General features: G+C 57.4%; 11 protein-coding genes. 8 read left to right on the top strand and 3 right to left on the bottom strand.

Going from position 1 to position 11,531, the window contains the following annotated elements; genetic code table 11:
• Positions 1-13 precede the first annotated feature (13 nt).
• Positions 14-1,492: an MATE family efflux transporter gene (locus ATY27_RS09690; RefSeq protein ID WP_208933316.1), complete on the bottom strand. Its 1,479-nt coding sequence runs from the start codon at positions 1,490-1,492 to the stop codon at positions 14-16.
• A gap of 284 nt (positions 1,493-1,776) precedes the next feature.
• Between ATY27_RS09690 and ATY27_RS09685 the strand changes: the two genes are divergently transcribed.
• From ATY27_RS09685 to ATY27_RS09650, 8 genes are read left to right on the top strand one after another with little or no spacing between them, the layout of a single operon-like run.
• Positions 1,777-2,472, top strand: a complete 696-nt coding sequence (locus ATY27_RS09685; protein ID WP_208933315.1) for an ABC transporter ATP-binding protein — start codon at positions 1,777-1,779, stop codon at positions 2,470-2,472.
• Positions 2,469-3,863, top strand: coding sequence for an FtsX-like permease family protein (locus ATY27_RS09680; RefSeq protein WP_208933314.1), 1,395 nt, complete (start codon positions 2,469-2,471; stop codon positions 3,861-3,863). Before ATY27_RS09685 ends, ATY27_RS09680 begins: the two co-directional genes overlap by 4 nt.
• Positions 3,864-3,898: 35 nt before the next feature.
• Positions 3,899-4,714 (top strand): outer membrane lipoprotein-sorting protein, encoded by an 816-nt coding sequence (locus ATY27_RS09675; protein ID WP_208933313.1) that lies wholly within the window; start codon positions 3,899-3,901, stop codon positions 4,712-4,714.
• 3 nt (positions 4,715-4,717) lie between these two features.
• Entirely contained in the window at positions 4,718-5,947 is a 1,230-nt protein-coding gene (locus tag ATY27_RS09670; RefSeq protein ID WP_208933312.1) for a hypothetical protein, read from the top strand.
• Positions 5,948-5,961: 14 nt separating this feature from the next.
• Positions 5,962-7,095: a histidine kinase gene (locus tag ATY27_RS09665; RefSeq protein ID WP_208933311.1), complete on the top strand. Its 1,134-nt coding sequence runs from the start codon at positions 5,962-5,964 to the stop codon at positions 7,093-7,095.
• A 6-nt stretch (positions 7,096-7,101) separates the two neighbouring features.
• Complete coding sequence (locus ATY27_RS09660) at positions 7,102-7,833, top strand: LytTR family DNA-binding domain-containing protein (protein ID WP_208933310.1); 732 nt, start codon at positions 7,102-7,104, stop codon at positions 7,831-7,833.
• A 19-nt stretch (positions 7,834-7,852) separates the two neighbouring features.
• Positions 7,853-8,509, top strand: coding sequence for a hypothetical protein (locus tag ATY27_RS09655; protein ID WP_208933309.1), 657 nt, complete (start codon positions 7,853-7,855; stop codon positions 8,507-8,509).
• Positions 8,509-9,327: an alpha/beta fold hydrolase gene (locus ATY27_RS09650; RefSeq protein ID WP_208933308.1), complete on the top strand. Its 819-nt coding sequence runs from the start codon at positions 8,509-8,511 to the stop codon at positions 9,325-9,327. The genes ATY27_RS09655 and ATY27_RS09650 overlap by 1 nt, the downstream gene beginning before the upstream one ends.
• Here ATY27_RS09650 and ATY27_RS09645 read toward each other — a convergent pair.
• Positions 9,307-10,305 (bottom strand): hypothetical protein, encoded by a 999-nt coding sequence (locus tag ATY27_RS09645; protein WP_208933307.1) that lies wholly within the window; start codon positions 10,303-10,305, stop codon positions 9,307-9,309. The two genes, ATY27_RS09650 and ATY27_RS09645, sit on opposite strands and share 21 nt — an antisense overlap.
• Positions 10,306-10,405: 100 nt before the next feature.
• A complete protein-coding gene (locus tag ATY27_RS09640; RefSeq protein WP_244151426.1) occupies positions 10,406-11,458 on the bottom strand; it encodes a hypothetical protein in 1,053 nt (350 codons plus the stop codon).
• Positions 11,459-11,531 lie beyond the last annotated feature (73 nt).

Genomic DNA, 11,531 nt, shown 5'->3' with positions numbered 1-11,531 from the left:
CTTCAAAGCGCGGTCAGGCCGCATCAGAACAGGGATTGGCTGGGTCGGTTGCCGCCGGCGAATTGTCATTGCGTTGTAACTTTGTTGCAGATGCCGGTGATGGCCGCCATAACGCCAGCAGCAGACACAGTGCACCTAAACCGGCCGCTGCCACGTCGGTGGCGACAAAAGCCCACCAAATGCCGCTTGTGGCCCACCAGGCGGGAAAAATAAAGACAAACGGCAGGAAAAACAGATAGTTATGTGACAGGTAAATCAACAGCGCCAGCCCAGCCCGACCGGTTGACAGAAAAAAACCGGCCGAGACAAAAAACAACGCATAGAGCGGAAACGCCAGACAGGCCGCTTTAGTGATCTCAATCGCCGCGCTATTGACCCCGGTCGGCGCCATAAATGCGGCAAACAACCAGGTCGGTTGCAGATACATCAGTGCGTACACCGCACTGGCGTAGGCCAAAGTCCAGCCTAAGGCGGCATAAACGGTCAGCCGCAGCCGCCGTTGATCCGCGGCGCCGGCATGATAGGCCGCCAGCGTCTGAAAGGCAGCCGCCAGGCCTTGCAGCGGCATCACCACAATCACCATCATTTTGATAAAAAGACCAAAGGCCGCTGTGGCCAGCAGCACATCTGCACCACTTAAAGCGCCGGTAACAGCCAGCTGACTGTTCACCGCAGCGACCATCAGGCCAATGCCCAGCTGATTTAAAAACAGTGGCAGACCCAGCAATAACAACTCGCGTTTGATCCCCGGCGCTGCACGCCGGCGCAGCCAACGCAAACCACCATCCGTGGCCTCTTTTGCGCCAGAGCACCAGCGATGCAGCCGGTTACGTTCGCCCTGGATCAGCCACCAGGCTAACAACGCCGCCAACAGTTGCGACAGCGCCGTGGCGACACCGGCCCCCAACACGCCCCAGTCCAGGCCAATAATGAATAAGATATTAAACAACACATTGAGCAGACAGCTGCTGACCACGACAATCACCATCAGCCGCACGCGGGCCTGGGCGCGGAATGCCTCACACCAGACCTGCGCCAGCAGTGCCGGGACCGTCGCCAGCAGCACCGGATAGCCATAATCCAGTGCACCCGCCAGCACATCGGCCGGCGTTTGCAGTAGCGCCAATAACGCCGGCAGTGCAGCACAAAGACCGGCGGTCAGTGCCAGTCCTAACCAGAGCGTCAGGACTGTGGCCTGCCACAAAGCTTTGCGGCCATTCGCCGGCTTGCCGGCACCTAAAGCCCGCGTTAACACACTGGCCAACGAGCCGCCTAAAGCTGTGCCAACAGCGGCCACCAGCATCTGCAGCGGAAAAATCACTGATAACGCGGCAATGGCGCGGTCGCTCTGGCTGAACTGACTGATAAATGCCATGTCGACGGCGTTGGCCAGTGCACCAAATACCAGCGACAACATAATGGGCAGCGCGAGGCGCCCCAGCGTTGGAAATACCGGCGCAGCGGCAAGTGTGGATAAAGCAGGTCCGGACATGAGGTACTCCTGATTAAAAGCAGTCCCACCCCGGTCAACAAAACCGACAGTGGCTGCCCTGCCAAAGTGCCGCCACAATATGACAAGCTGTTAACGTCAACTTGATGAAATGTTTATTTTTTTCTGATGAAGCCCGGCATAAAAAAGCAAAAAAACGTCGCCGCGCGCTTTATCCGCCGCCAACGCGCTTTGCGCCAAAAAACAACGCCTTATCACAATTCACAGCCAGTACCCGGTAAAAGCCGCAGGCTAAGCACATCTGATCAGCCTGAAGGAGTCACGGCATGAGCCTGGCGCAATTGCAACATTTGTCGAAAACGTATGCCCTTGGCCAACTGCGGGTACAGGCGCTAACCGATGTCAGCCTGCAGCTGCAACCTGCCTGCTTTACCGTATTGTCCGGTCCGTCCGGCAGCGGTAAAACCACGCTGTTGAATCTGATCGCCGGTATTGATCGGCCGGACCAGGGTGATGTGAGCATTGCCGGGCAGTCACTACAGCAGCTCAGCGACAATGCGCTGACCGATTTCCGTGCCCGCCACATCGGCTATATCTTTCAGAATTTCAATTTGTTACCAGTGTTGTCGGCGTTTGAAAACGTCGAATATCCGCTGCGGCTGAATCAGACGCCGGCGGCACAACGACGGAAAAGAGTGCTGGAGCTGCTCGATGCGGTGGGCCTCGCCGACAAAAGCAACCACCGGCCTAATCAACTGTCCGGTGGTCAGCGCCAGCGCGTCGCCATTGCCCGGGCGCTGGTGCATCAACCGCTGCTGGTGCTTGCCGATGAGCCGACCGCCAACCTCGACAGTCAGACCGGTGCGCAGATCATCCTGCTGATGCGCGACCTGCAGCGACAACAAAAAACCGCCTTTGTGTTTTCTTCGCATGACCCGCAGGTGATCGCCAGCGCTGATCATCTGGTGTTGTTAAAAGACGGGCATCTGCAATCCCCTCAGCCGTTACAGGAGGCCGTATGATCGCCCTGGCACTACGCAATTTGTGGCGCAATCAGCGCCGCTCCGCTACGACGTTGCTGGCCATGATGATTGGCATGTTGTCGATTTTGTTATTCGGTGGTTACAGCCGCACTGTGTATTACGGCCTGGAAACCGATTTTGTCGGCCGTAGCGGCCATCTGCAGTTACAACGCAAAGACTATTTCTGGTTTGGCAGCGGCGACCCGCAGGGGTACAGCCTGCAAAACTACACTGAGCTTGTCACTGATATTCAGCAGGATCCGGTGCTGGCGCCGTTGCTGCGCGTGGTGACGCCGGTGCTGCAATTTGGTGGCATCGCCGGCAACTTTGACGCCGGCCTGTCCAAACTGGTGATAGTCCAGGGTGTCGACGTCGAAGGGCAAAATCAGTTGCGGCAATGGAATGATTATCAGCTGGCGATCACACCGGAGCTGCTGAGCATAGATCCGACAGCCCCGGATCAAGCCGAGATTGGCATCGGCGTGGCGCGGATGCTGCAACTGTGCACGCAACTGGCACTAAAGGATTGCCCGCAAGCGGAAGCCGGCAGCCCAGCCTCCGACGCCGGCACATTGTCCGCCGATATCACCGCCCTCGCCGTCACGACAGCGCAGAGTACAACGGCCAGTCGCGACCAGAGCGGTGCCAGACTGGAACTGTTGGCGGCCAGCACCGGCGGTGCGCCCAATGTCAGCCGGCTGCAGATCAACCGCGCAGTGACCACCGGCGCCAAAGAGCTGGATGAAGTCTATCTGGCGATGCAGCTACAGCAGGCTCAAACGCTGCTGTATGGCGAGGCCGGTCAACGCGTCACCGCACTGCAAATCCAGCTGCAACACAGTGCAGATTTAGAACTGGCCCGTGCCCGGCTGCAACAGCTCATCGACAGCCGCTGGCAACAACAACCGCTGGAGGTACATGACTTCCAGACGCTGAATCCGGCTTTTGGCCAAATCACCGGCATGTTTTCCGCCATCTTTGGTTTTATCACCATCCTGATCAGCGCCATTGTGTTGTTTACCGTCGGCAACACCATGAGCATGGCCGTGCTGGAACGGACGGTAGAAATCGGTACTTTGCGCACCCTCGGCCTGCGTCGCAGCGGTATCCGCCGGCTGTTTGTCAGTGAAGGGTTATTGCTCGGCCTGACCGGCGCCGTGCTGGGCACTCTGCTGGCGCTGCTGCTGGCCGCGTTGATTAATCAGGCCGGTTTTGCCTGGTTGCCGCCTGGCAGCAGCAATCCGGTCCCCATTACCATCCGCTTGTGGGGTGAACATCAGATGTTACTCAGTATCAGCCTGACGGTGGTGCTGGTCGCGACTGTCTCAGCCTGGTGGCCGGCACGGCGGGCGGCACAGCAGGATGTGGTCGACGCATTACGTTATGTCTGATTTGACATTAATTAATTGAATTCATAGGTGATTTGATGAGAACCCTCCATCACACTCCGCGCTTTTACCTGCTGCTGGGCCTGCTGTTCGCCGCAGCCACAGCGCCGCTGGCTTCAGCACAGGCACAGGCAGGCAGTAGCAACAGCGAGGCTCAGGCCTTATTGCAACGCGCGGATGAAGTCAGAAATCCGCGACAGTCGTACCGGGTGACCTCCACGTTGATTGAGTATCGCAACGGCAAGGAAATCAGCCGCAATCAACTGGCGGTATTTACCCGCTACGAAGCAGACACCCGGCAATTTCGCAACCTGATCCGCTTTTTGCAGCCGCGCCGTGACAACGGCAAGTTGCTGCTCAAAGACGGCGCCGATCTGTGGTTTTACGATCCGGCCGGGAAAGCCAGCATCCGGATTTCGGCGCAGCAACGTTTGTTAGGTCAGGCCGCCAATGGCGACGTCGTGACCACAGACCTGATTCGGGATTACAGCGCAGTACAGACCGGCACCGCCACCTTGCAGGATGCTGAAGGACAAAGCCGCGACACTGTGCAGCTTGAGCTCAGTGCGCGTCATCCGGATGTTACTTATGCCCGCATGCAGTTGTGGCTGGACCCGGCCAACGGCCAGTCCGTCAAAGCGGCCTTGTATGCACAAAGTGGCACTTTGCTGAAAACCGCCTGGTTCCGCCATTACAAACCGGCACTGGGGCAACTGCGCCCGACCGAGACCATCATCATTGACGGATTAAATCCACAGTTGGTGACGGTGATCCAAAGTCAGGACCATCAGGCGATGGACGTGCCGGCGCAGTGGCTGCAACGCCAGGCGCTGGAAAGTTTTAACGGACGATAAGCGATGTGGCCGCTGCTGTATCTCAGTTTGTTACAAAGCGATCCCCTGCCCGGCGCCGATCTGCAGGCTTTTGCGCTGGCCGATCAGAGCAAAGCTGGCGCGGCGACACCGGCGGACTGGCAACTGTCTGCCGAAGCAGCGCTGACGACGCTCGGCACGCCGGGGGCGAAACAGCAGCACTGGCAAAACCGCCTGGCGCTGGACAGCCGTTACAGTCAGACCAGTGACGATGGCTCACTGTATCTGCGCTGGAACAGCCGCATTGACCATTTTGGCGGCAACAGTTTTGGCGACAATAGCGCTGAGGGCAGTGACAGCACGACCATGATGTCGTGGAAAGAGCTGTATGGCGGTTATCGCTGGAATGACAGCTGGCAAACCGAATTTGGCCGGATCAATCAGAAAAATGGCGTGGCACGGGGTTTTAATCCGACCGACTTTTTTGCTGGCGCCGCAGTGCGGGCACAAATCTCCCAACAACCGGCCGTGCTGCGTGAACAACGGCTGGGCAGCCTGATGCTGCGCCAGCAATGGCTTGGCGATGCGCAAGCGCTGACGTTTTTATTCAGTCCAAAACTCAGCACCGAGGCCGATGACGCGCCACTCGCCTTTGACTGGGCTCGCACGAACAACACCGATCGCTGGCAGTTCAGCGCCGAACAACAGCTCGGCAGCGGATGGACGCTCGGGCTGATGGCATATCAGGCGCAAGCGCAGGCACGGCAATATGGCCTCAACCTCAGTGGTGCGCTGAATGAACGCTGGTTGTATCACCTCGAAGCCGCCAGCGGCAACCAGCCCCGCTGGCCAGCCGGCACCGGTAGCAGTACCGGCCGGATCGCCAGTGGCTTCAGTTACAGCCTGGCTTTACCGCTGACGCTGACGCTGGAGTGGCAATATGACGAAGCCGGTCTGAACCGGCAGGACTGGCTGGAACTGCTGCAGCAACCGGCGCTGTGGCAACAATATCTGCAGCAACGTCAGGGCCAGCAGCCCACCCGGCAGGCGTGGTTATTTCAGGCGCACAGTCAGCAATGGTCGGCCGGTTTTGACTGGTCTGCCCTGTGGTTGCATGATTTGCAAGATAACAGTGATATGTTATTAACCGAATTAACATGGATTAAACCTGAGTATGACATGGTGCTGCAATGGCAATGGGCGCCGGGCCCACGCCGCAGTCACTATGGCGCCGTCGGCAGCCAATTGCAGCTGCTGCTGCGTTATTACTTTTGACAAGAGCTGAATATATGCCTGCACCTGCTGCACAACCAAAAGATTTACGCCACTGGCTACGCGAGATCCTGATTTTGCTGGCAATTAATTTTGTCATCGCCAGTCTGATGTACCTGCTGGACGACAGCACCAGCTGGCCGGTGAAGCTGGTGTATGCCAACGCGGTCGGTTGCTGTATCTGGGGCCTGACTCAACTCGGCCATCTGCTGGCACGCCAGCGGTTGCCGGTCTGGCTGATCCAGTTACTGGCAGTGCCGCCGGGTTTATATCTCGGCCTGAAGATCGCCGCTGGATTGGGTTCGCCCGACGTGTTTCAGTTTATGCAGCAAAACCCCGACATCGGCTGGCGCAGTCTGATTTTGCCGCTGGTGGTTGCCATTATTGCCGCCAGCTTTGTACTGGTACGTTATCAGGGCCAGGTGTATCGCGCCGAACTGGAGCGGGAACGCCGGTTGCTGGCCGAATACCGCCAGGCCGATACGCAGGCGCAGCTGATGTTTTTGCAGGCGCAAATTGAACCGCATTTTTTGTTTAACACGTTGGCCAATGTGCATAGCCTGATCATGTTTAATCCACAACAGGCACAAACGATGCTGACGCATTTTAACGGTTATTTGCGCGCCAGCCTGCAGCGCACCCGCCGGCCTTTGTCGACTTTGCACCATGAGATGGAACTGATTGAAAAGCTTCTGGAAATTGCCCGTATTCGCCTCGGTGACCGCTTATCTTTTGACATTGATATTGCGCCGGAACTGCACGGCAAACTGCTGCCGCCGTTGCTGCTGCAACCGCTGGTCGAAAATGCACTGGCGCATGGCATCGAACCGTCTCTGCTCAAAGGCCATATCCGGGTGCATGCCGAACAACATGGTGAACAGCTATGCCTGAAAGTCACCGACAATGGCGTTGGTCTGGAAGCGCAGACGCTGCAATCCACCAGTGGTATTGGCCTCGCGAATGTGCGTAACCGCCTGCATCACTTGTATGGCGACAAAGCAAGACTTGCGCTGTTCGACAATCCGCCGCACGGCTGCATCAGTGAATTGTGCCTGCCGATGTCGGCGCTGGACACGCCACCGGCGGTGTTGTTGCAGGACGCTGCCCCGGCAGAACAATCACCCGCCCGTGCCGGCTTTAACCAAGAGTAACGCCATATGCCTACCGCATTAATCGCTGATGACGAACCCTTATTGCTGAATTATTTGTGTGACCGCCTCAGGCATTTATGGCCGGAGCTGGAGCTGGTCGCCACCGCCCGCAATGGCGTGGAAGCACTGAGTCTGGTGCATCAGCACAAACCGGATTTTGCTTTTCTGGATATCCGCATGCCGGGCCTGAACGGTCTGCAGGTCGCCGAAAGTCTGCAACAGACCCGCGCGGTGTTTGTCACCGCCTTTGATGAATATGCCGTCGCGGCGTTTGAACGCGCAGCGGCCGATTATTTATTAAAACCGGTGTCAGATGAGCGCCTGAAAAAATGTATCGACCGGCTGCGTCAGCAATTACAGCCCGACCCGGCCGTATTGGCCAAATGCCTGGCGGGTCTGCAGGCCCAACACAACAAACTGCATTGGTTTCATGTTGGCCTCGCCAATCAGACGCGGTTGGTGGCGCTGGATGAAGTGTTATTTTTTCAGGCCTCTGATAAATACACCGAACTGGTCACGGCCCATGAACGCCATGTGATCCGCACCCCGCTCAAAGAGCTGATCCGCCAGCTTGACGCGCATTTATATGCGCAGGTGCACCGCAGTTACATCGTCAGTCTTCGCGCCATCGCCTTTGTCGAAAAAGATCTGTTTGGCCGTCATCAGATCCATCTGAAAGAACACCCGGATGTGTTACCGCTGAGCCGCTCTTTTACGGCGCAGTTTAAACAAATGTAAGGAAACAGGAGTCAAAAATATGCGTAAATTCATGTTGTTATCATCTGTCACTTTGCTGGCACTGTCAGGCTGTAAAGTCAGCGCAGTGCGGGACATCATCAAAGACTATGACTACAAAAACAGTTATCAGCTGATCAATGCCAGCACCGCTCCGGTCGACATCCATATCGGCGCCCACGACTACACCGGCAAAGCGCCGAATATCAGCGACAGCAAATATCGTGTCGGCAGCCTGGAAGCCGGCCAGGACAGCATCAGTGTCAAAGTCAAACGTGACAACATCGACTTCCGCGTGTCTGTACAGAGTTTTCACCGGCTGGACAAAAACGGCAGCAACCATCTGGTTTATGACGTGAAAAACGACGACGACCAGACCGTGGTGGCCTGGCAGGATCAGAACACCTATCGGATCAGTGCGTTTAAAAAACAAAGCAGTGATCAAAGCGGCGTGTATCGGGTGCGATTTTTTGCCACCGTCAGTGGTATCGAAGTCAAAGCCGGCGGCAGCACGCAGCTGTTGGAAAAAGGTCAGCCGAGTAACTGGTTCAGCCTGCAAAATTGCAAAGGTGAATTCAGCATCAACGGCAAAGCGCTGGACCTGTGCCAGGCCACCGCCGGCCAAAGTTTTTTAGCGGTGATTGATGCCGGCAAAGTGCTGAGCCTGAGCCGCGGCTGATGACAAATTCTGCAGCTGACAGCTGCTGGTTCAGCCCACAGCGCCCGCAAAGCGCAGCGCAGTTACCGGCGCTGCTGCTGGCGGTGCCTTTTGCCGGCGGCAACGAACATGTGTACCGGCCCTGGCTGCCATTGCTGCCGCCCTGGTTGGAAGTACAGACAGTACAGTTACCGGGGCGTGGCCGGCGTTTTCACCAGCGTAACGACCTGTCGATTGAGCAAATGGCCGCGGCGATCGTGGCGGATCTGCCGGCGCTCGCAGCCAACCGGCCCTGGGTATTGTATGGCCACAGTATGGGAGCGCGCATCGCTTTTGAGATGCTGCATCTGTTGCCGGCAGCGTTACAACCGACGGCCGTGGTGCTGAGCGGCGCGCGGGCACCGTTTTTGCCGCCAACCACCCGTGACGTGGCCAACAAAGACCGCGCGGCCTTTATTCAGTTGCTGCGTGACATGAACGGTACCCCGGCGGAGATCCTGCAAAACGATGAATTACTGGATTTATTCCTGCCGATGTTGCAACGCGATTTTGCTCATGTTGAACAGTACAGAAGCCCGGCAGACCGCCTGCCATTGGCGGGGCCGCCGTGTTGGATCTTTGGTGGTGACGCGGATCCGGATATCAGCGCCGCCGATCTTGCCGCCTGGCAACAGTGTTTCAGCACACCCGTGGCGGTCACAGTGCTGAGCGGCGATCACTTTTTTATCTTTGCCCACGGCGCGACCCTGTTAGCACCGATGCTGCAAAGCCTGGCGCTGCGACCAAGCCTGACCACAGCAGCGCCTGTGCCGCAACGGTTAACGGCTGATCTGCTGTAACAAAGCCGCACTTTGCAGCGCCTGCGCATCCGGCTGATACGGCGTGCGGCTGAGCGCGGCCGGATCAAAATCCCCCAGCGCCACCGGCGCTGCTAATGGCCGGCCATAACCGGTGGTCGCGCCTGGCACCGGTGGTGCCAGCTCCAGCTGCAAACGGCTGAGTTCGGCATCAAAGCGCTCAGCCGGTAACACTGAATGATGCGCCCGCAGCCGGATCGACTGACTGCCGCTTGGCAGTACAAACTCACCCTGTAAAATTGCCAGCGGTTTGGCCGGCCTTTGCTGGAGGCCTAACACCGCCTGCACCCGGTATAACCCGGCTTTCTGTACCTGCAACTGTAACGGCAACACCAAATCAGTGTCGTCCGCTTCCAGTACACCAGTTTGTTCCAGCCATGCGACTGGCTGACTGTAACTGAGCCGCGCCAGCGCACCATGGCCCGGTTCACTCTCGACACTGAGTTCCAACTCCGGCGGGAAATCGCTCTGACCGGCCAGCTCAAGCCGGAACACACCGTCGGGTTCGGCCGCGAGTTCGCCGCTACTCACTAACTCTGCTGCAGTGCTACTACGCAGCCGATACCGGATCAGCGCCGGTTGTTCGCCTTTAATTTGCACTGTGGCTTTGATCGGTTGCGGGTAACTGAAGCGGTATTGCTCCAGTTGCAACGACCAGACGATGCCGTCATCCAGCGGTACTGTCACGGCCGCGGCAACCGGGGCTTCGGTTTGCGCCAGATTGGCCGCCGTCACCGCCTGTGAATAAGGCGGTGTCAGCAATTGTTCGGCAAATTGCTGCACCGGATCTGCCGGCGCCTGGGCCTGCGTCGCTACAGGTGGTGGCACTGGTTGCAGTTCAGCTTTATTTTCGACCACCCCGGCCGGGCTGACGGCAGTTTGACTGTCGTGCTGCCAATACCCAATGGCTAAAATCCCGCCAACAGACAGCAATAACAACAGGTAAATTTTCGGTCTCATCCGGACTCCTTGTCAGCAGATTCGCCCCATGCAGGGCGCAAAAGCAGCGGCCGGCGTACCGTACCGCTGCAATAATTTCCTGATTTAAACCATCATCAGATCACAGCGCTTTCTTCTGCACTAATGCCGATACCGGCGTGCTGGCTGAATCGACGACATAACGGTAAGTACCGCTAAATGGCCATTTCGCTTTTTCGTCTTTGCTGGCAATGCTGAGCCGGCCCGGGCCAAAACTGACATTATTGCTGGCCGTGGTGTATTTGCCGTTGGTTTTGTTGCTAACCAGCGCCGAATGCGAATAGCCCAGCGCCATCAGTAACGGCACGTGGTTGGGCAGAAAACTGGTCACCGCATCGGACGATGCACCGACTTTGCCGTCCAAATCGACCTGATTGCTGCAGCTGACAAAAGCACCGGCTCTGGCTGCACCACAAGACGAATGGCTGGCGACCACGCCATCATCCTGTCCCGGCAGGAAAGTATCAGTGACCCAGTAAAAATCGGTGCCACCGCCAACAAAGCGCACACGTGGCACCCGGTTTTGCGGCGCACTGACCAAGGCACGGGCGGTGTTGACCGACAGGTCATTTAACACACCAACATTGGCACGGGTCGGTTCAAAACCCAACCAGGCCTGCACCGCTTTTTTCGCCAGCGTTCCGGCTTTGCCATCGGCGACATTCAGCGCTACATCCGCCAGTTCAGAACCACCGCCGGCACCGGCAAAGTCAAAAGTAGCGATAATATTTAATGGCTGTAAGCCGGCATTACGTAACCAGTTGGCCTGATTCTCCAGCAGATAACGCGCGACCAGATCGCCAGTCGAATGCGTCACCAGCACACAGCCGCTCTGACACAGATTGTCGCGGGACATCTGCTGCAATTTTGGCCACAAATAATGCGTGGCAATTTTGCCTTCAATCCGTTCATGCGACGGCCAGTCGATCCGCGCGCTGGCATGTTGCAACCAGAATTCCTGCCAGTATGTTTCGCCATTGGCAGTCACGGCAGCGGCATCCGGCCGGCTTTGTAACTGAGATGGCTGGAAGCCATGCAGCAACACATATTTGTAGTCAGCCGCTTGTGCGGTGCTCATCTGTGCAATTCCCAGCGTGGCAGCCAGTGCCAGCGTCAGCAGGTGTTTTTTCATCATCGTGGTCCTTCGTTGAGTTGATCTGTGGCCTGAGCCATACCTGTCGGCTGACAGGCGACCCCAAGATAAAAAA

Source organism: Rheinheimera sp. F8 (assembly GCF_001518915.1).
Note: the sequence above shows the minus strand (reverse complement) of the source record. Positions and strands in the feature narration are given on the sequence as shown.

Bases quoted from the DNA above. Each gene is read 5' to 3' on its own strand.
- ATY27_RS09690 (WP_208933316.1), bottom strand. From the start codon at position 1,492: ATGTCCGGACCTGCTTTATCCACACTTGCCGCTGCGCCGGTATTTCCA.
- ATY27_RS09685 (WP_208933315.1), top strand. From the start codon at position 1,777: ATGAGCCTGGCGCAATTGCAACATTTGTCGAAAACGTATGCCCTTGGC.
- ATY27_RS09680 (WP_208933314.1), top strand. From the start codon at position 2,469: ATGATCGCCCTGGCACTACGCAATTTGTGGCGCAATCAGCGCCGCTCC.
- ATY27_RS09675 (WP_208933313.1), top strand. From the start codon at position 3,899: ATGAGAACCCTCCATCACACTCCGCGCTTTTACCTGCTGCTGGGCCTG.
- ATY27_RS09670 (WP_208933312.1), top strand. From the start codon at position 4,718: ATGTGGCCGCTGCTGTATCTCAGTTTGTTACAAAGCGATCCCCTGCCC.
- ATY27_RS09665 (WP_208933311.1), top strand. From the start codon at position 5,962: ATGCCTGCACCTGCTGCACAACCAAAAGATTTACGCCACTGGCTACGC.
- ATY27_RS09660 (WP_208933310.1), top strand. From the start codon at position 7,102: ATGCCTACCGCATTAATCGCTGATGACGAACCCTTATTGCTGAATTAT.
- ATY27_RS09655 (WP_208933309.1), top strand. From the start codon at position 7,853: ATGCGTAAATTCATGTTGTTATCATCTGTCACTTTGCTGGCACTGTCA.
- ATY27_RS09650 (WP_208933308.1), top strand. From the start codon at position 8,509: ATGACAAATTCTGCAGCTGACAGCTGCTGGTTCAGCCCACAGCGCCCG.
- ATY27_RS09645 (WP_208933307.1), bottom strand. From the start codon at position 10,305: ATGAGACCGAAAATTTACCTGTTGTTATTGCTGTCTGTTGGCGGGATT.
- ATY27_RS09640 (WP_244151426.1), bottom strand. From the start codon at position 11,458: ATGATGAAAAAACACCTGCTGACGCTGGCACTGGCTGCCACGCTGGGA.